The sequence below is a fragment of the Bradyrhizobium sp. WSM1743 genome (assembly GCF_000473065.1).
GTDB lineage: Bacteria > Pseudomonadota > Alphaproteobacteria > Rhizobiales > Xanthobacteraceae > Bradyrhizobium.
Map to the genome: position 1 here is coordinate 185,090 of NZ_AXAZ01000001.1, position 24,658 is coordinate 209,747.

At 59.7% G+C, this 24,658-nt stretch carries 22 protein-coding genes and 1 pseudogene; 15 read left to right on the forward strand and 8 right to left on the reverse strand.

The genetic code is table 11. The features are described 5' to 3' along the window. Positions 1–123: 123 nt before the first annotated feature. The 3 genes from YU9_RS0100940 to YU9_RS0100950 all read left to right on the forward strand — a co-directional run bounded on the left by YU9_RS0100940 (position 124) and on the right by YU9_RS0100950 (position 3,478). Entirely contained in the window at positions 124–1,722 is a 1,599-nt protein-coding gene (locus tag YU9_RS0100940; protein WP_027571077.1) for a GMC family oxidoreductase, read from the forward strand. A gap of 195 nt (positions 1,723–1,917) precedes the next feature. Then, on the forward strand, positions 1,918–2,367 hold the full coding sequence (locus YU9_RS0100945; protein WP_027571078.1) for a hypothetical protein: 450 nt from the start codon (positions 1,918–1,920) through the stop codon (positions 2,365–2,367). Between the two features lie 91 nt (positions 2,368–2,458). Next, the gene (locus tag YU9_RS0100950) at positions 2,459–3,478 is read left to right on the forward strand and encodes a S1C family serine protease (RefSeq protein WP_027571079.1); all 1,020 of its coding nucleotides are present in this window, start codon (positions 2,459–2,461) and stop codon (positions 3,476–3,478) included. Positions 3,479–3,813: 335 nt separating this feature from the next. Here the strand turns inward: YU9_RS0100950 and YU9_RS40555 are convergent. Beyond that, positions 3,814–7,291 (reverse strand): annotated as a pseudogene (locus YU9_RS40555) (indolepyruvate ferredoxin oxidoreductase family protein). Positions 7,292–7,969: 678 nt separating this feature from the next. Here YU9_RS40555 and YU9_RS0100965 point away from each other — a divergent pair. The 9 genes from YU9_RS0100965 (at position 7,970) to YU9_RS0101010 (ending at position 15,767) form a co-directional block, all read left to right on the forward strand. Further along, a complete protein-coding gene (locus YU9_RS0100965) occupies positions 7,970–9,187 on the forward strand; it encodes a hypothetical protein (RefSeq protein WP_027571080.1) in 1,218 nt (405 codons plus the stop codon). Between the two features lie 123 nt (positions 9,188–9,310). Beyond that, on the forward strand, positions 9,311–9,541 hold the full coding sequence (locus tag YU9_RS0100970) for a hypothetical protein (RefSeq protein ID WP_036016756.1): 231 nt from the start codon (positions 9,311–9,313) through the stop codon (positions 9,539–9,541). Positions 9,542–10,034: 493 nt separating this feature from the next. Then, positions 10,035–10,349 (forward strand): hypothetical protein, encoded by a 315-nt coding sequence (locus tag YU9_RS0100975; protein ID WP_027571082.1) that lies wholly within the window; start codon positions 10,035–10,037, stop codon positions 10,347–10,349. A 268-nt stretch (positions 10,350–10,617) separates the two neighbouring features. After that, positions 10,618–12,129, forward strand: coding sequence for an AAA family ATPase (locus tag YU9_RS45270; RefSeq protein WP_051380296.1), 1,512 nt, complete (start codon positions 10,618–10,620; stop codon positions 12,127–12,129). A gap of 674 nt (positions 12,130–12,803) precedes the next feature. Beyond that, complete coding sequence (locus YU9_RS0100990) at positions 12,804–13,070, forward strand: hypothetical protein (protein WP_027571084.1); 267 nt, start codon at positions 12,804–12,806, stop codon at positions 13,068–13,070. Further along, the gene (locus tag YU9_RS0100995) at positions 13,067–13,402 is read left to right on the forward strand and encodes a hypothetical protein (RefSeq protein ID WP_027571085.1); all 336 of its coding nucleotides are present in this window, start codon (positions 13,067–13,069) and stop codon (positions 13,400–13,402) included. Before YU9_RS0100990 ends, YU9_RS0100995 begins: the two co-directional genes overlap by 4 nt. Then, positions 13,399–13,629: a hypothetical protein gene (locus YU9_RS0101000; RefSeq protein ID WP_027571086.1), complete on the forward strand. Its 231-nt coding sequence runs from the start codon at positions 13,399–13,401 to the stop codon at positions 13,627–13,629. The genes YU9_RS0100995 and YU9_RS0101000 overlap by 4 nt, the downstream gene beginning before the upstream one ends. Before the next feature lie 324 nt (positions 13,630–13,953). Further along, a complete protein-coding gene (locus tag YU9_RS0101005; protein ID WP_063623693.1) occupies positions 13,954–14,235 on the forward strand; it encodes a hypothetical protein in 282 nt (93 codons plus the stop codon). A 152-nt stretch (positions 14,236–14,387) separates the two neighbouring features. Next, positions 14,388–15,767, forward strand: coding sequence for a sodium:proton antiporter (locus YU9_RS0101010; RefSeq protein ID WP_245266274.1), 1,380 nt, complete (start codon positions 14,388–14,390; stop codon positions 15,765–15,767). A gap of 1,050 nt (positions 15,768–16,817) precedes the next feature. Here YU9_RS0101010 and YU9_RS49660 read toward each other — a convergent pair. Beyond that, a complete protein-coding gene (locus YU9_RS49660; protein WP_084298872.1) occupies positions 16,818–17,027 on the reverse strand; it encodes a hypothetical protein in 210 nt (69 codons plus the stop codon). Positions 17,028–17,170: 143 nt separating this feature from the next. Here YU9_RS49660 and YU9_RS0101020 point away from each other — a divergent pair, with 143 nt between their 5' ends. After that, positions 17,171–17,413, forward strand: coding sequence for a hypothetical protein (locus tag YU9_RS0101020; protein WP_027571089.1), 243 nt, complete (start codon positions 17,171–17,173; stop codon positions 17,411–17,413). Positions 17,414–17,878: 465 nt separating this feature from the next. Here the strand turns inward: YU9_RS0101020 and YU9_RS0101035 are convergent, their stop codons facing one another. Then, positions 17,879–18,109, reverse strand: coding sequence for a hypothetical protein (locus tag YU9_RS0101035; protein WP_027571090.1), 231 nt, complete (start codon positions 18,107–18,109; stop codon positions 17,879–17,881). A gap of 34 nt (positions 18,110–18,143) precedes the next feature. Continuing rightward, positions 18,144–18,428, reverse strand: coding sequence for a hypothetical protein (locus YU9_RS45285; protein ID WP_084298868.1), 285 nt, complete (start codon positions 18,426–18,428; stop codon positions 18,144–18,146). A 586-nt stretch (positions 18,429–19,014) separates the two neighbouring features. Between YU9_RS45285 and YU9_RS40560 the strand changes: the two genes are divergently transcribed. Beyond that, positions 19,015–19,206 carry a hypothetical protein gene (locus tag YU9_RS40560; protein ID WP_051380297.1) on the forward strand — a complete coding sequence of 64 codons (192 nt, stop codon included), beginning with the start codon at positions 19,015–19,017 and terminating at the stop codon, positions 19,204–19,206. 302 nt (positions 19,207–19,508) lie between these two features. On the opposite strand, the gene YU9_RS0101050 is transcribed toward YU9_RS40560, so the two are convergent. Beyond that, positions 19,509–19,694 carry a hypothetical protein gene (locus tag YU9_RS0101050; protein WP_027571092.1) on the reverse strand — a complete coding sequence of 62 codons (186 nt, stop codon included), beginning with the start codon at positions 19,692–19,694 and terminating at the stop codon, positions 19,509–19,511. Between the two features lie 311 nt (positions 19,695–20,005). On the opposite strand from YU9_RS0101050, the gene YU9_RS0101055 reads away from it, so the two are divergent. Then, positions 20,006–20,272, forward strand: coding sequence for a hypothetical protein (locus YU9_RS0101055; RefSeq protein WP_027571093.1), 267 nt, complete (start codon positions 20,006–20,008; stop codon positions 20,270–20,272). Between the two features lie 106 nt (positions 20,273–20,378). On the opposite strand, the gene YU9_RS47260 is transcribed toward YU9_RS0101055, so the two are convergent. The 3 genes from YU9_RS47260 to YU9_RS0101070 form a co-directional block, all read right to left on the reverse strand. After that, on the reverse strand, positions 20,379–20,657 hold the full coding sequence (locus tag YU9_RS47260; protein ID WP_156951598.1) for a hypothetical protein: 279 nt from the start codon (positions 20,655–20,657) through the stop codon (positions 20,379–20,381). Between the two features lie 238 nt (positions 20,658–20,895). Next, entirely contained in the window at positions 20,896–22,503 is a 1,608-nt protein-coding gene (locus YU9_RS0101065; protein ID WP_027571094.1) for an RNA-directed DNA polymerase, read from the reverse strand. A 56-nt stretch (positions 22,504–22,559) separates the two neighbouring features. Next, entirely contained in the window at positions 22,560–24,533 is a 1,974-nt protein-coding gene (locus YU9_RS0101070) for an ATP-binding protein (protein WP_036016759.1), read from the reverse strand. Positions 24,534–24,658: the final 125 nt, after the last annotated feature.

Here is a 24,658-nt window from a genome sequence, read left to right on the forward strand (position 1 = left end):
AGTGCGACATTCCGGCCTCGCGGCTTTACTCGGCCGTCGCTCTGACCCTATCGTTCGCCGGCCTCGCTGACCGCGCAAGGCCGAATCGCCCGGGAAGCGGCGAGGGGGAGGGAATAGGCTGCAATGAAAGACCCCGTTGACGTCCTGATCATCGGCGCCGGCGCCTCCGGCGCCGCGGTGGCGTGGTCGCTGGCCGAGACCAAGATGCACATCCTCTGCCTGGAGCAGGGCGGCTGGATGAACCCGGCGGAATATCCCAGCACGGGCCGGGATTGGGAGGCCAAGTTCTACGGCGAATGGTCGTCGAGCCCGAACGTCCGCGGCCGCCCCGAGGACTACCCGATCAACGACGACAACTCCCCGATCAAGGTCGTCAATTACAATGCGGTCGGCGGCTCGACCGTGATGTACACCGCGCACTGGCCGCGGCTGCACCCTTCCGATTTCAAAGTGAAGACGCTCGACGGCGTCGCCGACGACTGGCCGATCGATTACGACGCGCTGACCCCGTTCTTCGAAGAGAACGACCGCATGATGGGCACGTCAGGCCTGTCAGGCGATCCGCTCTCGCCGCTGACGCATCCGCCGATGCCGCAGCAGCCGCTCGGATTGTCCGGCGCCATCATCGCCAAGGCTATGAACAAGCTCGGCTGGCACTGGTGGCCGTCGGATACCACGGTCGCGACGATGGATTATGAGGGCCGGGCGCGCTGCATCAATCTCGGCCATTGCACGCCGGCCTGCGCGCAAGGCGCGAAAGCATCGACCGACATCACCTATTGGCCGCATGCGATCCGCGCCGGTGTCGAGCTGCGCACCCATTGCCGGGTGCGCGAGATCACCACCGACGACAACGGCATGGCCTCGGGCGTGGTCTACTACGACAAGGACGGCATCGAGCAGTTTCAGCCCGCCCACGTCGTCATCATCGCCTGCAATGGCGTCGGCACGCCGCGGCTGCTGCTGAATTCCGCGTCCGGCCGTTTCCCGAATGGCCTTGCCAATTCGTCCGGCCTCGTCGGCAAGAACCTGATGTTCCACCCCTATGCGCAGATCTACGGCTATGTGAAGGAGCCGACGGACAGCAACCGTGCGCCGCCGACCTGCCTGTGGAGCAAGCAGTGGTACGACACGGACCTGTCGCGCGGCTTCGTGCGCGGCTATGGCGTCCAGTTCGTGCGCGGGGCCGGGCCGGTGTTCGAGGCCGTGGTCAGCGAGCAGAAGGGCATCTTGCCGTGGGGCGAGGATCATCACCGCGTCTTCCGCAAGCTCAACGGCCACCGCTTGGGTTTCTCCGCGATCTGCGAGGACCTGCCGGAGGAGCACAATCGCGTGACGCTCGATCCGGTCCTCAAGGACAGCCACGGCATTCCCGCGCCGAAGGTCGACTACACCATCAGCGAGAACAGCCGGAAGATGATGGAGCATGCGCTGGCGCGCGGCCGGGAGTTTTTGGAAACGGCCGGCGCGAGCGACATCTGCGTCAACTCGCCGATCCCGTGGGGCGGCTGGCATCTGCTCGGCACCGCGCGCATGGGCACCGACCCCGAGCGCTCCGTCGTCAACGAATGGGGCCGCACGCACGACGTGAAGAACCTCTTCATCGTCGACGGCAGCATCTTCGTCACCTCGGGCGGGGTGAACCCGACCTCCACCATCCAGGCCCTCGCGCTGTACATCGCCGACCAGATGAAGCAGCGTCTCGCCAATTTGTTTGATTGAGCATGATGTGGATTCAAGCGAGCGGCGACCTCGGTGCACCTCTCCCGCTTGCGGGAGAGGTCGGCGCGAAGCGCCGGGTGAGGGCTCTCTCCTCTGGGGGAGTCTCTCTGCGGAGACATCCTCTCCCCAACCCTCCCCTGCAAGCGGGGAAGGGAGCAGACCTTCATCGCCGCACGAGCGCTAGAAGAGAACGACATGTCTGATCAACTGCCCCTCACACCACGCCAGCGTCAGGACTTGAGCACCATCGCGGCGATGATCGTTCCTGCCAGCGACGAGTACAAGGTGCCCGGCGCCGACGATCCCGAGATCCAGGCCGACATGCTGGCAACGCTCGGCCGCGACACCAAACAGGTGGCGGCGGCGCTGGACCATCTGGCGCGGCTGGCCGGCATGCCGTTGGCCGACCTCGAGCCGGCCGCGCGCGACGGTGTCGTCCAGCAGTTCCGCATCTCCGGCGGAGTCGCCGCTGCAACACTCGTCCGCGTGGTCCTGCAATGCTACTACCGCGACGACCGCGTGCTGCGCTCGCTGGGGCTGGAGCTGCGCGCGCCGTTTCCCAAGGGGCACGTGCTCCCGGATGGCGACTGGTCGCTGCTCGATCCGGTCAAGGCAAGAGGCGGCTCGCTGCGACGCACACCCTAGCCACCTGGGCAGTCCAGCCTTGCGACCCAGGCGGATCCCTTGCGCCGGCAGGAACAGACCACCATCTGTGTGAGCCTCAAGGACTCTTGCCATGTTGGATCTCACCTCAGATATCGCCGATGACGCACCGTCATCGCGAGCGACGGCGTCTGCCCCGGTCGACGAGCGGGCCCTGCTGGACGCCTATTCCAATGCCGTGATCGACGTGACCGACCGCGTCGGCCCCGCGGTCGTGCGGGTCGAGACCGGGCCCAAGGTGCCGAACGGCCGCGAGCGCGGCGGGCTCGGCTCGGGCATCGTGATCTCGCCGGACGGGCTCGTGCTCACCAACAGCCATGTGGTCGGCTCCTCCAAGGAGATCCGGCTGCGCGACGTCGAGGGTCATGTCGGCGATGCTCAGGTGCTCGGGGTCGATCCCGATACGGACCTTGCGCTGCTGCGCGCCAATGGCGTGCGCCACTTGCCCTATGCCGCGCTCGGCAACTCCAAGAGCCTGCGGCGCGGTCAGCTCGTGATTGCGATCGGCAATCCGCTCGGCTTCGAATCGACCGTGACCGCCGGCGTGGTCTCGGCGCTCGGGCGCTCGATCCGCTCGGTGAGCGGGCGCACCATCGAGGACGTGATCCAGACCGATGCCGCGCTCAACCCCGGCAATTCCGGCGGGCCGCTGGTGTCCTCGAATGCCGAGGTGATCGGCATCAACACGGCCATCATCAACGGCGCGCAAGGCATCTGCTTTGCGGTCGCCAGCAACACCGCGCAATTCGTGCTGTCGGAGATCATCCGCCACGGCTATGTCCGCCGCGCTTATATCGGCGTTGCCGGACAGACCGCACCGATCCCACGACGGCACGCGGTGCTGGCCGGCGTCGAGAACAAGATGGGCGCGCTGTTGATGCAGATCGAGCCGGACGGCCCGGCGGCGAAGGCGGGCCTGCTGCCCGGCGACGTCGTGATCAAGCTCGACGGCGTCGAGATCAACGGCGTCGACGACCTGATCCGCGTGCTCGACCGCGACCGGATCGGCCGGCGGCTCGCCATGGACGTGCTGCGTCTCGGCCGCCTGCGCGCGATCGATATCGATCCGATCGAGCGCAAGCCGGCGCGCTAGGGCGGAGTAGGCGCCGTCTCGTCATCCCACCGCTGTCATGCCCGCGCAGGCGGGCATCCAGTACGCCGCGGCCTATCGTTGAGCCACAACCGTCTCGGCGTACTCGGCGGCCGGTCCCGGCTCCGCCAAGGCTACGCCGGACCACAAGGGTGCTCGGCCGCCGAAGCTTTAGCGAAGGCGGCAAGCCGGGCGATGACAGCGACTGTGTGGCGAGCACGTCCGACAATCTCGTCATTGCGAGCGAAGCGAAGCAATCCAGGCTGTCTCCGCGGAGGGATTCTGGATTGCGTCGCTACGCTCGCAATGACGCGTGGAGAGAGCGCGTGCTCGCTCCGCTACTCCGCCGCAGCCGCAAAGCGGCTGTTCTCCAGCTCCGCCTCCAGCCGCGCCGTCTCGGCCGCCGCCAGCTTGATATTGGCTTCCTTGACATGGCCGAAGCCGCGGATCGTCTCGGGGACGCGGGCGAGCCTTGCCAGGAGCGGGATCTGCGCCGCTTGCAGCCCGAGGATCCGCTGATCGATCATCGCCACATAATCCTCGATCAGCTTCCGCTCGGTGCGACGCTCCTCGGTGCGGCCGAACGGGTCGAACGCGCCGCCGCGCAGGAACTTGAGCTTCGCCAGCACGCGGAAGGCGTGGATCATCCAGCCGCCGAACTCCTGCTTCTGGAGCCGGCCCGTCGCCTTGTCACGCCTGGCGAAGATCGGCGGTGCCAAATGGTACTTCAGCGTGAGGTCGCCGTCGAACTTTTCGGACACCTTCTTGGCAAAGCTGCCATCGGTGTAGAGCCGTGCAACCTCGTACTCGTCCTTGTAGGCCATCAGCTTGAACAGGTTCTTGGCGACAGCCTCGGCCAGCTCCGTCGATGCAGGTGAAACGGCGCTCTCCGCTTTCCGCACCTTGGCGATCGCCGCGCGATAGCGGTCGGCATAGGCCTTGTCCTGGTAGCCGGTCAAAAACTCCGCGCGGGTCGCAATGATGTCGTCGAGCGATTTCGCCGGCGCGGATGCGCGGTTCTTGAACTGGAGCACGCTGCGCACCCGCGACATGTCGTGGGCGGCGAGGCGTCCCCAGGTGAAGGCGAGCTTGTTCATCTCGATCGCGGCGCCGTTGATCTCGATCGCGCGCAGGAGTGCCTCCAGCGACAGCGGGATTGCGCCCTTCTGGAAGGCGAAGCCGAGCATGAACGGATTGGTCGCGATGCTGTCGCCCATCAATGCGGCAGCAATGCCCGTTGCGTCGATGATGTCGAGGTTCTTGTCGCCGACGGCGTCGCGCAGCACGGTCTGCATCGTGCCCATCTCGAAATCGAGATCGGGGTTTTGCACGAAGCTCGCGGTCGGCTGCAAATCGGCGTTGATATAGGCCTTCGTCACGCCGCGCTCGGCGCGGCTGAGCGCAGTGGGACCTGCCGAGACGATCATGTCGCAGCCGAGGATGACATCGGCGCCGCCGGTGGTGATGCGGACCGCGGAAATGTCTTCCGGCTTCGGTGCGATGCGCACATGGCTCATCACTGCACCGTTCTTCTGCGACAGGCCGGTGAAGTCGAGCGCCGAGCAGCCGCGGCCATCGACATGGGCGGCCATGCCGAGCAGTGCGCCGATGGTGATGACGCCGGTGCCGCCGATGCCGGTGACGAGGATGTTGTAGGGGCCGTCCAGCTCACGCGCGGGCGGTAGCGGCAAATCGGCGAACAGCTGGCCGGAGTCCACCGCCGAGGTCTTCATCCGCTTCAGCGAACCGCCATGGACGGTGACGAAGCTCGGGCAAAAACCCTCGACGCAGGAAAAGTCCTTGTTGCAGTTCGACTGGTCGATCTGGCGCTTGCGGCCGAACTCGGTCTCCAGCGGCTGCACCGAGACGCAGTTGGAGGCCTGCGAGCAATCGCCGCAGCCTTCGCAGACGAGCTCGTTGATAAAGGCGCGCTTGGCGGGATCGGGATAGAGCCCGCGCTTGCGGCGGCGGCGCTTCTCGGCGGCGCAGGTCTGGTCGTAGATGATGACGGTGAGACCCTTGATGTCACGCAGCTCGCGCTGCACGGCATCGAGCTCGCGGCGGTTATGGATGGTCGCGCCTTGCGGGAAGTAATTGCCTTGCGGATACTTGCCCGGATCGTCCGAGACGATCGCAAGCCGCTTGACGCCCTCGGCCCAGACCTGGTGCGCGATCTGCGCGACGTTGAAGGCGCCTTCGGCCGGCTGGCCGCCGGTCATCGCCACGGCGTCGTTGTAGAGTATCTTGTAGGTGATGTTGATGCCGGCGGCGGAGGCGGCGCGAAGGGCGAGCAGCCCGGAATGGGTGTAGGTGCCGTCGCCGAGATTCTGAAAAATGTGCTTTTCGCTGGTGAAGGGCGATTGGCCGATCCAGTTCACGCCTTCGGCACCCATATGCGAGATCAGGTCGGTGCGGCGGGTCGGCATGCTCAGCGCCATGCCGTGGCAGCCGATGCCCGCCATGGCGCGGCTGCCCTCGGGTACGCGCGTTGAGGTGTTGTGCGGGCAACCCGAGCAGAAGAACGGCGTGCGCGCCAGCTTGACCGGGGCGCTCGCGGTGACGGGATTGTCGAACGCCTCGAGCCGGGCGAGGCGCTGCTCCAGCATCGGACTGTGATGTCCGAGCTTGCGCAAGCGCGCCACCAGTGCGGACGCGACGATGGTCGGCGTCAGCTCGCCCTCGCTCGGCAAGAGCGGTGCACCGCGCTCGTCGCGCTTGCCGGTGACGGTCGGCCGCTTCGATGCGTCGATATTGTAGAGGATGCGCATCAGCTGGTCTTCGATGAAGCCGCGCTTCTCCTCGACCACCAGCACGTCCTGAAGACCTTCGGCGAAACGCTTCGCGCCGCTCTCCTCCAGCGGCCAGGTCATCGCAACCTTGTAGATGCGAAGGCCGAGATCCTGCGCATCCTTATCAGTAATGCCCAGGTCGGCGAGCGCCTGGCGCAGATCGAGATAGGCCTTGCCGGTCGCGACGATGCCGAGCCGCGCCGGCTTGGAATCGAGCACGATGCGGTCGAGCTGGTTGGCGCGGGCGAAGGCCTGCACGGCGGCCATCTTCGGGCCGAACAGGCGCTTCTCGGCCTCCAGCGGCGGATCGGGCCAGCGGATGTTGAGGCCGCCGGCCGGCATCTCGAAATCCTCGGGGAGCACGATCTTGACGCGTTCGGGATCGCTGTAGATGGAGGCCGAGCTCTCGACGGTCTCGCTGATCGCCTTGAAGCCGACCCAGCAACCGGAGAAGCGCGACAGCGCGAAGCCGTAGAGGCCGAGGTCGAGATAATCCTGCAGGGTCGCGGGATTGATCACGGGAATCAGCGCCGCTGCGAATACCTGCTCGCTCTGATGTGCCAGGGTCGAGGACCTGGCAGCCATGGTCGTCGCCGGCGAGCGCCAGCACGCCGCCGTTGAGCGAGGTGCCGGCCGCATTCGCGTGCTTGAGCGCATCGACCGAGCGGTCGACGCCGGGACCCTTGCCGTACCAGATGCCGAACACGCCATCGACCTTGGCGCCGGGAAACAGGCCGACCTGCTGGCTGCCCCAGACCGCGGTCGCGGCCAAGTCTTCGTTGAGTCCCGGAACGAAGGCGATGTCGTGCTGCTGCAGGTGCGACTTCGCGCGCCACAGCGCGTGATCGTACATGCCGAGCGGGGAACCGCGATAGCCTGAGATGAAACCGCCGGTGCTGAGCCCCTGGAGCCGGTCGCGTTCGCGCTGCAGCATGGGCAAGCGGACCAGCGCCTGCGTGCCGGACAGGAAGATTCGCTTCGATTCGAGCCGGTATTTGTCGTCCAGCTCGACCTGCAACAGCGCCATTTCGGAAGTCCTCATGTCTCGTTCGGCGTGGGGTTTGCGCTGCGGGAAGGATTGCGGCTGCGCGACGCGATTGTGACAGTCAAAAGCATGGCTCAGCGAAGTCAATATCGCTGGCCGCATCCGTGGCGGTCCTGTTAGTCATGGCTGCCTGTGGAGCCATGACTGCAAACGCGTTCGAGACCGAGATCACGGAGACCGCCGAGGCGCAGATGGTTCGAGAGCGGCTGCCTGTCGGCGCATTACCACAGCATCTTGCTCGACAAGACGAACGCGGTGGTAACGACGATGCTCCTGAACATGGCGACGCTGAAGGACTCTTGTACGCCGTACGAGGACGAATATCGGCGGCTGTATGGGGCGTAACGAGCGACGAGGCTTCACCCTCTCCCCTTGTGGGAGAGGGTGGCTCGCCGCGATAGCGGCGAGACGGGTGAGGGGTCTCTCTCCGCGAGCGACGCTTACGATTGGTGCGCGTGGATAGAGACCCCTCATCCGGCGCTACGCGCCACCTTCTCCCACAAGGGGAGAAAGTTGACCACATTGAACGGCATGCTACCTTTCGGACCGAACGCAAATCATTGTAACGTTTGAAGTATCCCTCACTGAGCCATCGCCAGACCTCATTAGGCGGCAGCACCAGTTTAGGGACACTTTGGCGGACACCGAGGGGCAGGATCAATGGCGCGCAGCGTCTATTCCAATCACCTGAAAAACCGAACCAACCGCCTCAAGCTGCCGATCAAAAAGAAGCCGTACAAGCTGCTGATCGCGCCCGGCATCTTCCTTTGCTATCGCAGGAATGCCGGTCCCGGCACCTGGAGCGTCGAAGCGGGTTGGTTGAAGCGCTTCGCTGTTGCTGACGACTTCGAGGCTGCCAACAACAACACCGTAATGTCCTTCTGGGAGGCACAGAAGCGCGCGCTGGCGCTGGCTCGCGGCAGCGAAGCTGACAGTAATAAGCCGGTCACGGTTGATGAAGCGCTCACCGCCTACGAGACGGACCTCGCGGTGCGCGGTGGCGCGAAATATAACGCGACTTCGGTGCGCAACCATCTGACTCCGGCCCTGCTGTCGAAGGTGGTGATGCTGTTGACTGACATTGAATTGGCAAACTGGCGCAACGGACTGGTGGCAGAAGGGCTCAAGCTGTCGAGCGCCAATCGCATCGGCAAGTCGTTCAAGGCCGCACTGAACCTCGCCGCGAAGCGCGACAAGAGGATCACGAACGTCGCCGCATGGCGGAACGCCCTGAAGCCGCTGAAGACGAAGGGCGGCAGCGCGCCGCCGCGCGACAACTACTATCTGCCGGACGCTGACATCCTCGCCATCGTAAAGGAATGCTACGTCGAGGATTCCGACTTCGGTGCGCTGATCGATGTCCTGGCTGTGACTGGGACGCGGGAGAGCCAAGCTCTGAAGCTGTGGGCGCACGACCTGCGCGACCATGATTCGGAAGACCTGCACGCCATGCTGTGGTGCTCGAACAAGGGCAAGGACCGCGATCCCGAACAGCGCCCGGTGTCGATCACGCCGAAGCTGGCGGCGATGTTGCGCAAGCGTGCGACGACGCGAGGCGGCAAGCGCCCGCTGTTCGATCGTATCTGGAATATGTCGGCGCGCTTCCGTGCTGTGCTCGAACGACTTGATCTCGATCTGTCACTGACGCCGTATACCATGAGGCATAGCAGCATCATCCGGCAAATCCGCAGCAACACCCCGCTGCGGTTGATCGCCTACAGCCATGACACCAGCGTCGTCGAGATCGAGCGCACTTATGCCCGCTATCTCGGCAATGCGTCGCGCGACCTGACCAAGAAAGGTCTGCTTATCGATGCGGAGCCTGATGTGCGACAGGATAGGCCGCACACGGACAACGTGATCCCGCTGGCGCGATGATGCCCCCCGTTTCCCCGTAGTTCTCAGTGTTCAAAAGTCAAATAGCGGTTGATAACCATCTCCCCAAATCACCCCATGTTACTCTAAGCCCCTCAGCGTCATTCGTTGAGGGATTTTTGTTCAATGGCAAACAAGACCAAGGCTGAAGACGCCGAAGCCACCGCCGACATTGCGCGCATGGGTTTTTCCATCGCAGAGTTCCGCGCTTCGTATGGCTTCTCGGAGGGCTTCTATCGCAAACTGCGCAAGGAGGGGAAAGGCCCGCGCGAGATGCGCCTGGGTCGTCGGGTGATCATCTCTGCGACGGCGATCGCCGAATGGGAGCGGGAGCGGGAGCGCGAGGCGGCGATGTAGTTCTTTGGCGTAAAACTCGTTCCGTGACAGTCAGCATACGCGTTGCCTTTGAGCGGCAAGGGAAGAGACCGGCCCGAACGAAACAAAGCGCCAAATCGACCTCTCTAACCCAGGGCAAAAAATTTTTTCGGAAATGTTTATCTTACAAGAGAATACACCCGGGAGTTGTTGACGATTGATTAGCCTGAAGTTTTTCTGCCCACCATGGGCACTATTGGCCACCATGGCCAAAAGTGCCCACCATGGGCACTAATGCACGAAGCTCGCGCGGTGTAGGCGTCTTGACCACTTCGGTGTGCAAGCTATTTTCCTAAGCGGCTTTCGAAAGAGCGAACGCCGAATAGCAGTCAAACGATCGTCCTCTACAGCACGCCGACAGCAAACTCGCTGCTTCGGTGGCGGAGAACTGCGCCCACAAGCAGGATGCAAAGACAGAATGGCACCGCAAAGAGATGACACTGAAGGCCCAGCAAGCGATCGCCTTGGTCGAGCCATGATTGATCGGCTTCGCGCGTCGAAACACGAAACTGAAGCAGCGGACGCGACGCGCGGAGCACAGGCCGGGCGGTTATGGGCCGAACGCGATGCTGAATACGAATGGCTAAAACGATTGGCGGATGAAAGCTGTGTTCGTTCGCAGCCCTTTGAAACTCTCCGGGCGGCGATCGACCCCTACGAACAGATTGATCCGGGTGAAGTCCACGAGATTTGCTTCGGCGAAGAGAACGACACCTCGAACGAATATATCGCCGGTTTCATCGACGGCGCGGTTAAGGCATTTGCGGAGGTCCGGCATGAGATCGACTGAGATCGTGCGGAAGCACAAATTTCCGAAACGCGTTCCGGTCGCCGGCAACCGCGTAGGTTGGGTTGCAGACGAAATTGATGATCGGGTCGATGCGGCCATTGCACGGCGCTCGCACGCGAGCGGCCGAGATTGAGCACGCGGCCTAGCAGCGCGCCCGCATCAGCCTCACGGCGTGAAGCCGTCAAGTTGACGGCCCCAAATGAAAAACCCGCGCCGATCGGCAAACCGGAGCGGGCTGATAGCAAACAGCAAATAGGACAGAGCTGATATGAACGACTTCTACAATTCGACGACCGATGTGTCCACTCGAAACAATTCAGTGGATCAAGAAGGGCTGGCCCGGATCGGCCCCTACGTGATCTGCCGCAACGGCCGAACCGGACCGTCCAGCGGTCAGCGTCGGCCGGTGCCGCGCGACGAGATCGCAATTGCCGCGAAGTTCCTGAGCACGTGTCGCCGCACCCGCTGGGCGCGCGAGCCGGGCTCACCGTCGGCAACTATCCTGTGCCGTCTTGTCACTGATTGGGCGGTCGAGGACAACCTTTGCACCGACGGCGTCAGTGTAGGGGCCATCATCATCGCCGCATTTGAGTTGGGTATTCCCTGCGCGCCCAACGGCGAGCGGGACGCTCTGATCGGCGTGAACTTTTTCGACGCTTGTCTGGGCACGAACTTGCCAATCGACCCCGGCAAGACGCAGGATGATGTCCGCCAGCACTATGCCAAGGAAGGCTACTTTGCGACCGACATCAAGTTCATGGAAGGGATTGCACCGTCGCCGCCGCGCGAGTGGGCGGTGCGCGAGCGCATTCTGAAACGGCAGGTGACGCTGCTCTACGGGGATGGCGCAATTGGCAAGTCCCTCCTCACTCTGCAACTGGCCTGCTCAACCGTTTTGTCGCGCGGTTGGTTCGGCAGCGACCCGGAGCCGGGTCCGGTGATCTACCTCGGTGCCGAGGATGACGAAGACGAGTTGCGGCACCGTCTCCATGACATTGCCGCGCACTATAACGAACCGTTCTCGGAGCTGATCATTAACGGCCTCTACGCGTCGAGCTATGCAGGGCAGGATATGACGCTCGCCCGCTTCGACAGTGATGGCTATATCGAGCAGACGCCCCTCTTTCGCGCCTTGTGGGGTCGCGCGCAAATCATCCGGCCGGTGATGATCATCCTCGACACGTTGTCCGACATCTTCGACGGCGACGAGAACAACCGTGGTCAGGTCGCCGCGTTCGTCGCCCAGTTGCGTAGTCTTGCCATCGCGGCCAACTGCGCGGTGATCGTCAACGCGCATCCGAGCCAAGCCGGCAGCAATACAGGCACGTCCGGTTCGACCGCGTGGCATGGCAAGGTCCGTGGCCGCCTGCATCTGCGCGCGGCCAACAAGGACGAAGGAGAATCGGGCTTGCGCGTGCTGGAGTACAAGAAGGTGCAATACGGGCCGTTGCCGCCGAAGCTCATGCTGCGCTTTCAGAACGGTATCTTTGTTCCAGAGGTGCCGGGCGGATCGACCGACCCGCAGATCGCCGAGCAGCGCGCCGAGCAGGTGTTTCTGGACTTGCTCGACCGCTTCACGCGCCAGGGCCGTAACGTCACCGACAAGAAGGGCACCACCTACGCGCCGGCTTGCTTTGCCAAGGAACGAGAGGCCACGTCCGAGAAGTTGAACAAGGTGGCGCTCGCCGACGCCATGCTGCGGCTGTTCGACGCCGGCAAAATTCGCGTGGTGACGGAGGGACCGAGGTCGAAGCAGCGGTCGCGGATCGTGAAGACGTGAGGGAGTAACAGCCATTTCCACCAAGCCCTTCCACCATGCTCCAGCAGCTTCCATCGACTCTTCCACCCCTCCCCCCATACCCCCCTGCTGCTGGGAGGGGGCGCGGTGCTGGTAGCACCGCGCCCCCTCCCAGCAGGGAGGTCGGGGTAAGGGAGAACTTTGAAATGCTGAGGCGGCTCCCGCTCGCCTTTCCACTTCCTCGGGACGGCCCCCGTCGAAATCAATTGGGCGCGTCGATGGCGCGCCGGAAGCTTCGAAAAGAAACAATGGATCGTGAGTGCCAGGGGTCGCACAGCAACCCAGCGGAACAGGATCAGCGCGAGCGCGAGCGACGCGGCGAATACCTCGTCGCCTACTCGGGCTGGATGTCGTCGACGGGGCGGATTGGACAAGACTGAAAGCCGTTGATCCTCGTCGCGACGGCAACGAGTCCTCTGGTCGTCGCCGTCGGCCGCCCTTGGAGCAGCCGACATGCTGCGGCGATCGCGTCGAAGCCGAAAAGCCGCCCGCTGTTCATTGACCGATGACCGGGGGGCGGGGGGAGCAAAAATCCAGAACGCGGCGGCCCCCGCGACCGCACGGGGTGGCCCGTATGCACTGGGATTAAATTCCTAGAAGGGGGTTGGCCGATTTGCTATTGTAGAGATCAACTTCAAAGTTGAGGGCAGACACACATGGTCGTCAGGTTGACAGCGAGTGATCTGGAATATGGGCGGCGGATCGCCGCAAAGGCAGGGTGCCGGGTGGTTCGGCTTTCGCCCGAAATCGACGATCTGATTCCTATTGCTCGGCTGGAAAGGCGCGTCCGCGAACTGCTGTGGCATCGCGACAAGCCCGAGAACGTTTTGGCTGCGCGCATACTGGTTCGAGAACAGGCGCGGTTGCAGCTTGCCTACGAAAGGCGGCATGGCAAGCCGGCAGACACGAAGGGCATGCCATGAACGTCCCAACTCCCGAAGAGCGCCGTGCGATCGAAGCGAAGGTTTCGCCCCAGCGGCGAGCCGAGATCGAAGGCCTCGTCAAATCGCTGGCACCGGTGATCGGCGATTTCGTGCTGGCAGCAATCACGCCGCTGAAAGACCGGATCAAGGCACTCGAATCGCGACCGACGCTGCGCTACTTGGGCATTTGGGATGAATCGCGGACATATCAGCCGGGGTCCTTTGTCACGCATGCGGGTTCAGTTTGGAATACCGACGTGGAAAACACCGGCGTTCGGCCGGGTGAAGGCGGAAATATTTGGAAATTGGCTGTGAAGCGAGGTTCAAAATGAAAGTATTGGATGAAGCAAACGCCGAGTTGTGCCGCCATCGCGATCTTGCGCTCACCGCCTATGCGCAGCGGCTCCTTGGGCGCGGTGCCGACATTAACGGAGAAGAGTTTCGTGCAGCCTTGTCGAAATACGCCGGCGAGCTGGAGGCGTGGCGGAGCAAGGCTATGGAGGGCTTGCGGCAATTTGTCGAGGCGATGATGGAGCGGCCGTCGGCGACATTGCATTAACTGGCCGATTCGCGCCAACCGTATATCAAGGAGTTCGTAGCGCCGTTAGTCTGCTGTTGTAGGAAAGCGGAAGTCGCGATTGCGTAGTTCGACTTCCGAGTCTGACCCGTTGCTGACGTTCTTCCGCCACCCTTTCCGACTCGGAGGTCACCAACTGTCCCTGTGGACGAACAGCGTGTCTTGTTGCTATGCCGGGCCATGAGCCAAGAGGACGCAAAACGGGCTCTAGCTGATAGACTGAAGCCGCGCCCTGCGACAGCCCGCCACACCATTTGGTCGGCGGGGTGCAAATAGGATCGGCCTCGCAGTCAGAAGGAGGCGACAATGGCTCACTACCTTGCAAGTTACGATCTAAACCGTGTGCGCCTCCGGAACCGTCATGCCATGGTGTACAAACTTCAAAGCTGGGGAGCCACTAGGGTGCTTGAGTCGGTATGGGTCTTTAACAGCGACCTGTCCGTCTCCCAACTTCGAGAGGAATTGCTGGCAGCCTCCGAAACTGGCGATGCCTTTGTCCTCTTCGAGCTTCAGCCTGAGAGCTTATGGGCCTGCGAAAAATGGCTGACGCGATTGGAGACCAGCTTCGGCAAGAGCGTGGTGGCTTAACCGATGTTTACAAACTGGCTTCGGACTTTGGTCTTGGCTAGTTCTCTCGACCATTCTTTGCCTTTTTGCTTGGGCTTTCAGAACAGCTAGAGAAGGGGCTTTCGTTGGTGGACAAAATGCGCCGCGTGGCTGCCGTTGGCGCCGTGCTGACAATGGTTTTTCCCGCAACCGCTACTGCAAGTGAAGGAGCCCATCTCGTCGGCTCTCAGTTAAGCTTGCTGTGGGGATTGCCGTTCACCGGAACTCTCCTATCGATCGCGCTCTTCCCTTTGGTAGCGCCGCATTTCTGGGAGCACCACTTCGGCAAGATCACCGCGTTTTGGGCCGCAACGCTTTTGGTGGCGTGCGCCACGTCGTTCGGCATTTTGGTCACCGCAACTGAAGTGCTTCACGCCGCGGCTTTAGAATACTTCCCGTTCATCATCCTTCTGTTCTCGCTGTTTGTCGTGGCAGGCGGCATCCAACTCGCGGGAAATCTCATAGGCAACCCAACAACGAACACGGCCCTGCTCGGCATTGGGGCGGTGGCGGCAAGTCTCGTCGGGACCACTGGCGCAGCCATGTTGTTGATCCGTCCCCTCATCCGTGCAAACCAAGATCGTCACCACAATAGTCACGTGTTCATATTTTTCATTTTTCTTGTCGCGAACATCGGCGGCTCTCTGACCCCCCTTGGCGATCCGCCCCTGTTTCTCGGATTCTTAAAGGGCGTGGACTTTCTCTGGACGGTGACCGCTTTGTTTCCGCCAATGGCCGTCGCAAGTATTGTGCTTTTGCTGCTTTTTTACTGCATTGACCGCTATCATTGGCGAAAAGAAGGGGCAAAGTGGCCGACCAGTCACGTACCCCGTCAATTGCGGATCGAAGGTTTGCACAATGTCGCGTATCTGGCGGGCATTATGGTTGTAGTGCTGCTGAGCGGCGTGTGGAAGCCGGACGTGGATATTCCACTCGGCCTTGGCGTGGCGTTGCCCTTGGAAGGGCTGGTTCGGGACGTCGTTCTTCTTGCTCTGGGCTACCTCTCATGGCGCACAACGCGTCGGTCAATTCGCGTCGAAAACGCTTTCGCATGGACCCCAATTCAAGAGGTGGCCTTCCTCTTCGCCGGGATTTTCATCACCATCATCCCCGTGCTGGCGATCCTTCGCGCAGGGAAAGACGGTGCATTGGCCCACCTCTTAACGCTCGTCACGACGGCTGACGGACGCCCAAACGAGGCCGCCTATTTCTGGCTGGTGGGGGCATTATCCAGTTTTCTCGACAACGCGCCTACTTATCTTGTCTTTTTCAATCTCGCAGGCGGCGATGCGCAACAGCTCATGGGGCCTTTGTTCAAAACGCTGCTCGCCATTTCGGCTGGCGCTGTGTTCATGGGCGCCAATACGTATATTGGGAATGCACCCAACTTCATGGTTAAAGCCATCTGCGAAGAGAGGGGCATTCGTATGCCGAGCTTCTTCGGCTACATGCTCTGGTCCGGCGGAATATTGCTTCCGCTGTTTGCAGTGATCACCTTCATTTTTTTCAGGTAGCCCGGCCTGCCGTACCGAGTGTCGAACCTTTGAAAATCGCTTGGACCGTCGAGCGGTGAATTGTGGCTGCGATCCAGATCATCAGGCCGACAAGAAAAGCTCCTACACAGCGTCGCCGAATGTCCGGAAGTGTGCCATCGCGTCGGTCGGCGCAGTGCAGCGGCAGGTCTGGAGCCGGGAGTAGAGCCGCCACATTCATCGCCTCCGGTGCAGATCGGCCGTTGAGGTCCGCTGTTAGTGCACTCGGGCGACCCTTACCGACGCTTTAGGGCGCCCTTGGCGTCGGGCCTCGCCTTATCCTTGCAAAGGCGTGGTGACTACCCGCTGGCATGGAAGGCATTTGTAGACTCGTACGGCCCGACGATCCACGATTGCGCGCAACGCTCCCACCGGCACCATTTCACGGGTGCAATTGTCGCAGGTAGGAGGTGGCGGGGAGTTGCTGTCGGCTCGCTTCATAGCGACTAAGCGCATACCCGAAGCTGGACCGGCGAACACTTGGGAATAATACGGGTGGCAGAAGCTGCGGTTGTGACCGGGGCTTTTCTGAAGGAAAATCATCGGCTGCGCGCCGATTGCCTAGCGCCGCGTTTGACCCGGTGCGTTCGCTAGCAGCGGGAACCAAATGGCTGGAAACTAGGTTGATCCTTTTGGATCACGCCTCGACAACGTGATGCCGACACAGGACCTCAGCTTGGCGCCAGCCAAGCTGAGGTCCTTTTTGCGGCTTGTGTACATTTTTATACAAAGCACCGGAACTCAACCCGGGGTTAACGACTCTTCCAAGAGGGTTGGAATGGGAAAAGAAAAACGTGCCACGCTACACCTCCTTCGCCCGAGAGGCGGCAGCAACGCTGCTGCGAATGGCCAAAACAACAAAGGACCCGCAGGTTGCGTCGGGATTGATCCAGCGAGCGGCCGACCTGAAGGACCGCACGGGCGAGTCGCCCCCTGTTGATACTGAGGCAATGGCAGAAGAACCGGCAAGGCCTCTGACAAAGAACTAAGGCCGCCCTGGAGGCGGCCTATGTGTCTTTGAAATCCTTCAGCCTAGTCGCGGTCGTGATGGTGGCGGTGGTGGTGGTCGTGGTGATGATGCTCGTGATGCTCGCGACCACGGGCGCCTCCACCTCCGGAATGCGCAATAGCGTTTGACGTGAGGGAGGTCGAAAGCAGCATAGTCATGGTTGGCGGGGTGACCGCCGCGAATTTTCCGCAAGTTTTGAGAAACTCACGCCGGTCTTCGTCTTCTGAGGGCATCGCGTCCATCCTATGATTGTGAGACAGCAGAGATTAAATTACCACGATTAAATAAATTTAAATACGTTAATAGGTTCCAATATTTTCCGGTAAAGACTCGGTTCCATGGTATCGTCCGGCGTCATAGGCCTGGAGGGCGAGACATGGGGATTTACCTACATTTGCAAACCCACGGGATGCCACCGAAAGAAATTGCATGTATTACAAAGGCTTACGAGCAAACTTTACGTTCTCTGTGTGTTAAAGATCGCGACGATCCGCTCACGGAATTAGTGGCGAAAACAATCATCAAGATCGCCCAAAAAGGGCTCAAAGACCCTGCACAGATTTCGGCGCAGGCGATCACCGAACTCGAAATGCTAGGCGAGCGCCGACTGGGGAACTGAAACAATCCGGAGATCGGGAGGTTGGCTATTGGGCTTCGGGGCTTCGCAACGTGCGAGGCGCGCCATGACCCCTGTCCCAGTGGGCGATGTGTTCCTCACGGTCGCAGTCATGGCCGTGACGTTCGTGGCCGAGATCGGCCTTTTCAGCCTGATCGGAATGTTCTGAATGGAGGGCTCGTCCCGCTCAGGATAGCGCGTGCCGGATGCCTTGTCGTCGCCGTTCGGCGTCATGCGCAATTGCGGAGAACTCGCTATGGACGAAGGCGAGGAACAGCAAGAGCTTCAACGCGAGATCATGCGCTACCGCATGATGGAGCGCGGCGTTACCGACCCGCTCGCGCTTGGCTCCTGCACGACATCCTCGCGGAATTAGAAGCGTCGCTGCAAGCTTTGACGGGCCAGTAAGACGCGCCCCAAGCTGTGCCGCATCCCCGAAGGGAATTCCACGTGACCATTCGCGTCGATCTACGCGGCGCGTTCCTTGTCTGTCTGTTCCTCTACGGCGGTCGCGGTTTCTTCCAACTCCTTTTTGTAATTGCCTGCGAACCTCTCAATACTATCGGCCCACATCCTCAGCATTGAGACCTGAAAGCGCATGATTGGGTTCAAGGCATTCATGCCGATTGCTGTCGCAGCGGCGATGCGTCTTTGTGGTTCGCGCGCGAACCGGTCTGAGTTAGCGGATTTGTCTGCCATGCTGCTCTCTCCTTCCAATGTTGCTTGCCTGAAGCTAGTAAGTGGCGGGTTGTGCATTGCGTGACTCTAAACGTTCGGCCAAAATTTGATCTACCGCGAGTCTCGCCGATCGGTCGTCGTGCAGTTCGTCCAGTTTTTTCAAGTAAGCGACCGCCGCTACTTGCAAGAGATCGAAATCGTCTTCGCCGGTATCACGAAGATTGACGAGGTAGCGATAGAGGGCGGAGCGCCGAGTATCGTTCTCGCTGATGCCGCTGTGAAGCAGCAGGTAGTTTCGCCAAGCGAACGCACAGGCGCCTTCTATGGTCTGAGAAGTCATGTGCACCTCCCAAGGCCAGAGAAAGACTGACGATCCGTTTCGTTCCGCGAAAGCTCCGGCTGTAATATTGTTCCGTAGCTGCGCTGCAGGATGTTTTTTGCAGCGCCTTCGGCGTTCGACAGAGGCCTCAATGTGCAGCTCGCAGAAAACGTTTCCGATCGGGATTAGAATTCCAAACTCGCGCAGGGCAACCCTGGAGCGGTCATCATTGTCCCGCGCGGTTCCAGCGCTCGCATCGCGCGAAACATGGAGCGCCCCTATATTTAGTTAATTTTTTCGGGAGGTTCGTGTGCGGACTGTCCTCCTACTTCTTGGGCTATGGCTACTGATCAACATCTTGTTTGTTGTGATCACGATGCCCCCTCGCAGGCCACGCTTGCCGCCTCGGCCAACGCGGCCGGCCTTGATCGAAGCATTGGATGCAATCAAGCGCCTTCTGAAAACACTGCGCCGCTGAAAAGTCTGACGATTGCGCTGTCATTTAAACCAATCAAACACCGGACTATCACTCGTCACTTTAATCTGCGAGACTTTCAATCGACACAAACAATGGCTTGCGAAGAACAAGCCCGAAGGAGGGTTCGCAGTGGAGAAGGTGCAACGCTTGCGCGCGATGGGTTCGCTGTGCCGTCAACAGACCGCGTACAACAGCATGAACAAATGGAAACTCCTCGCGGACGCGGAATGCTGGGAGCACTTGGCTGAGATTGAGCTGTCGTCCCACTTCCGGGAATGCAACGTCGGTAGCTCGACCAGCTCGCTTGATCTGGCCGGGTGAGAAAACCCTTGCAATACGGGGATGAGAACCGACCCAAGGAGCCAACTCTTCAAACATCGGGGGCGTGCAATGAATAACCGTAATCGGGCGTACAACCGCGTTGTCCTGTGCCTGCGCGCTCGGGCGCTTATTTCTCAGCTTGCCGAACTTGAGACCCTTCGAGGCCGAGTGCGAGAGGCCGAGGAGAATACAGCTCTCGATCAATCGGCAGACTCGGTGAAGTCAACCATTCACTGATTGAATTCGCAGGTCGTCGAGCGCGCGCTGCTGGGAGGGTATGCTGCCACCGGGCGCACGGCCGATCAGCCCTCAATGTGTTTCACCGTCGAAATCGGCCAGCGACCTTCATGTCCTGCGACCGAGATGCGAAGTCCGTGCTGATCATCGAGGAAGACGCGATCAATTGTGCCAGCCTTGCCGTCAGTCAAGACGACGGTCTTGCCGACCAGCTCCGTCTCGGCCTCGTGCAGTTCGCGCAAGATGTTCATCGCTCGCGCGTCGCCGGTACTTGCAGCACTCACAAATGCACCCTGCTTGGTGCGAATTCTTGTATTCTACCACTCTGGTATTTTGACGCGAGCACGCAATCGGGGAGTTCCAGGGCGCGTGAATTGAATTCTGAGACGGTCCCTTGGCTCACTCGTTCTCTTCACCACAGACGTGGCCGTTCGGAACTCTTGCAGTCTGCACCGAGTTACAGAGCCGCCGACAGAAGGGAGAGGAGCGGTCGCGTGCCCGGTATCACGTCACGGTTTCTCGATCGCGCCGGTCGGCAGCACTTGAACAGAGAGAGGCGACAATGAAGGCACCACTACTTCTTGCTGGCGCATTCATCATCGGATGCGCCGCCCCGGCACTGGCCGATGAGTACTATGTCGTGCAGGGTCCGAACCGCCAATGCACCGTTACCACGACACGTCCGGCGGACAAGGAGGTCGTAACACAGATCGGTCCGCTGGCCTTCAAGAGCCGCGTGGAAGCCGAAGATCGCATCAAGCAGACCAAAGTCTGCGAGGAAGGGACAGTTGGCAGTAGCAGCAGCACGACCGTCATCAAAGAGAAATAGTCGAGGGCATCATTCCTGAACGTCTTTGCTATTCGAGAAAAGTCGCGCCCATTCCTGTCGGCGCGACTTTTTGTTCTCCAGACACCAACTGACCAGCGGCTTAGGTTCATTCCGGCGGCCTTTGCCGAATTCCGCCATAACTACGTGAGCAAATGCGCGGATGCTCGAAATCCCAGGCCGCTGCGATCACTGCGAAGAAGAGTTCGCGCAACAAGAGCTGACCGTTCTTGCGCCACCGGCCGGGGACGGCGAGTTGATCTGCGCTCGGTGCATCGAGATCAAGCTCCGTCGAGCTGTCGCGAAGCTGCCGCGTGGTGATAACTGACGCTGGAGACCCGCTGGGGATGAACGCCTTGGCGTTGCTCCCGTTGCCTCCCGATGCCATCGCAAATTCCAAGTTGGCTGGGCCTGACAAATATGGTCGTTGAAGCGTCCCGCTCCGTGTAGCGGTAGGCGGCCCATCCGGCTGCATTGAAAAACGAGAGCAGCGCGCGGACGAGTGGATCAAGACCGTCCGGCAGACCGACTACGATGCGATCGTCGACAGCTTGCGCTCCCAGGACGCTGCTCGCAAGGGAATCGGTCGCGCACACCTGAATTCGCGCCGAGAAACATTCTTGCGACTACGATTCAGCGTCATCGTCGTCCTCCGCGTCATAAGAACTCACGCGAAGCTCGATCGCGTGCGCAATGTCGCTGAACTTTGATTCTTCGATGCCACTGAAGACACGCGGGAGGCGCTCCTCGTCGAACAGGAATACCCGCTTCTCATACATAGCTTTTAATGTATCATTCGTGATGAGTTTCCGCACTTCAGTATTCCGAGGCCACCCACTGGATGACCATTCCAGAAACACTGGCCACATTGGGCCTTCAGAGTTTTCCGTACTAATCAGCTCAAAGATTGCATCGAAGATTGACTTGCTCCCTCCGCCGAAGAAATTCATGATCGAGACGATAGAGAGAGCCCCACAATTTCGAATGATCGTCAAGGCGCTCGCTTCCGGGACATCTATTTTCAGGATGTTAGCTCCGAATAGGAGCCAACAGACCTCACTGTCGTTGCCTAGCCGGCCGTGATAGTCCAGCATAGACTTGATCAGTTCGGACCATCGCTCATGGTCTAAATCGTCCTTGGTCAGTTTGCGCCAGACTAAAACGCGAATGACATAGTCGAGCGTATGCCCAAAGTGAATTGCTGAGCGCATTAAGAACGGTTGGAGCGCGTCCCATTCGTCCCATTGGTGCTCAGACCGATCAAGCTGACGAATGGCGTACTTCAATATGCCGTCATCGCTGTCAGTGAGCGACAATTCGAATGCATACTCAAGCGCAGCCCTCAGCCGCTCCTCTCGACGATGATCGGGAGCTGCTAAAGCAACCTCTAACCGATTTGCAACGTCCGATGGCCATGCATCAGTAAAGCGAAAATTCGCTCCATAAATGCGAGTCTTACTTTCATTAATATCCAGCTCAAACTCTCGTAGGCAGTTTCGATATAACCACAATGCTCGCTCGACTTCCGAATGCGATTGTGCACCGATCCAAACATCGTCAACGTGCCGAATGAATCCGACCTCAGCGCTACCAAACCGGGAGTGAAAATCCGTATCTATACTCGTGCAGATCAGTTCCGCGACATATCGAGAAGCGTCCGGGCCTACCGGGATTCCAATAGTTTGGCCATCCTGCCCTTGTCGCAAAGTGAAGTCGAGACGATTGAAATACACGTCCTGGGCGTCGAATTTTCTTGTCTTCTTGGCGACATCCTTGCCGTGAAAGGCCCATGAAACCGAATGCGTGTAAATCGAATGATAGAAGCGAGAAATGTCCGTTTTTGCTATGAAACGGTATCCTGCCAGCCTGTTTAGACGTTCGATTTCCAACTGATTGTGTGACGATATCTCAAGCGCTCTTTCACCCTGCGGAGTATGGTTGGGCACTGACAGGCTTGACGGATTGCTTGCGAACAGTTTGTCAAGCTCGGCGACATGTGCATGCAGGAATTCCGCCAAATCGTGAGCCGTAATGGGATGGATGGCTGAGAACGTTCGGCGAGATGCTCCGCGTTTGGAAGCGTTGTAGATCGCCGACCTAAGCGGCTGCTTGGGGTCGGACAAATAGCTTGACGGGTTGGTTGCAAAATATTGAGCGATCTCTTCGGTATGAAAACTGGGAGGAAGGTTCTCGGGGAAATAGCCTATGCGAAGCAAATCCTGCTTGAGCGACATCTATCAGTCTCTGCGGACTATCGCCGCCATTGAGACGGCTGCTGTTTGAAGAAAGATCATTGGCCAAAGAGGACCGAAAAGAACGCCTGATTTCGTTTCTTCGCGTTTTCCAGCAGGGTCTCGTATCCAAGCGCCTGAATGAACACGCGTTGGTTGGCGTGGTATCGAACGAAAACCCGAGGATTCCAGTCATTTATAAAATCGTGCTGCCGAAGAACCTCGATCAGGCTTGGAGTGAGGTCAGCAACAATGTAGGCGATTTTTCGGACGACGCCCGCGAATGAAAAATGCGTGCCGTCCGTCTTGGCCAATCCACCTGCGGCAGCAGCCTTCGAGACGGTGTTGATGACTTGCAGTACAGGATCGCTCTTCTCGGAGCCGAACACATAGTCGTTTCTGCTTGGCCTTTTGAACTCGACCACTGTCAAGGTCGTCGCATTCTCGTCGCCAAGTACCATACTATCATCGAAGAATAGAAGATCGGTGACCTTGTCACCCGTGCGTCGCCTTCCGCCATGCAGGGTTCTATCGCTGGAGATGTAAGGCATAAATGCCAGAGCGTCATCGACGAGCCATAGATTGTGTTCGAAGTAATTTAACGAGACATTGTCGTTGAAGCGCTTGAAGACAAGATCGTGAATTGCATCTTCGGGAGCGTGTCGTCCGTCACCTTGGAACTTGCGCGCGGCCTCCATTAGATCGATTATGTTTCTGCGGTGGATTACATATTCCGCCAACGCTTCTTTCTTGCTTTCGTCAATCTGCTCGACAAGTTTTTTGATCTCTCGCTCGTAATTGTCCGCATTGGCAGCCGCTGCCACAATCTGCTTAGTCAAATCATTGGTTGCGCGATAGCGCTCGATTGCGAGGTCGGAGACGAATTCCTCGCTGGACCAATTATTGGGTTTGGCTGCGACATACTCTTTCACTGAGCGGCCGCGCAAACCAAGTCTGAGGATGGGATTTTCCTTGAGGGCGTCTTCGAGGTCTGATGATTGCTCAGTCTTGATCTTTTCGATTTGACTCAGCTCTTTCGATTGGATCACATCGCTGATCTTCGAGACGATATCTTCCAGAACTCGGGGGCTTACGTTTATGCCTGTTCGGGCGTCGTTGAGCCTATTCTCGAATGCCTCGCTCCGAACCACGGCGATGACGACATATCTTTCACCGACCTCGTCAGAAAAAAACTGACTTCCGATCTTAGCACTTAGATCACGCGGCGATCCAACGATCCGATCCGCGGCCGACAGCAGCAGGCAGTGGCTCTTAAATTGCTGTGATCGTCGCACCCTGGCTAAGGAATAATTTGCCGGCTCTTGCGAGCCATCTATTTCGACTGTGATTAAGCCGGTGTCGAATTGGACAAACATGGAGCCGAAGCGGCTACGAATGTCGATTGGTGCTTCTTGATCAAAGCGAATGGTGATCTCGGGAAGCCAGCGATACAGAAAATAGGGAAGGAAATGCCCGCCAATCTCGTTGGCGATGCCATCCTTATCGAGCTGTCGAATAAGTTCCTGCCAAGTTGTGAGCGGTTGATCGTACGTAACGCGAAGCCCTGTCCCAGAGAATTCTGGCGCTGCCTCAAGGAGGGCGAATTCACGCTCTTCTTCGATATTGAATCGAAATGACCTAGTGTCTTCTGCCGTTAAGAACGCGTACCGGCTTTCATAGACGATCCGAGCAAAAACTTTGAAAGCTATGAAGCGCCCGAAGCCGCGCCCTTTCTGCCTAAGCTTATGTCCAGTGAAGGGGGTCTTGAACGACTTGTAGTTTTCGTCGTTCAGGCCGGCACCGTTATCGGTGACAGAGACCTTGAACTTGGAAGGATTGTTCCAGTCGTGGAAATGGATGTCCACAGTGCCGTTTGTTCTTCCATCCTCGCCAAAGCGTTCCTCGACGCCGTGCATCGCATTCGAGATGGCTTCCAGCACGGGTAGAAGAAGTCCATGCAGGTCCACTTGGACATGGGTGCGCGACAGCACCGCCCGCATGTCGGGTTTTAAGAGTGCATCTGTGCCAGCCACATTGGCCCCCAGCTCAAACGGAGCGAAGGGGAGCCAATCATTTCTACAACCAGGGGTAAAGAATAAATGTAGTCGGACCTAAGCAAAAGGCGTGCATAATCAGGCACTAGGCAAGGGGCAGATGT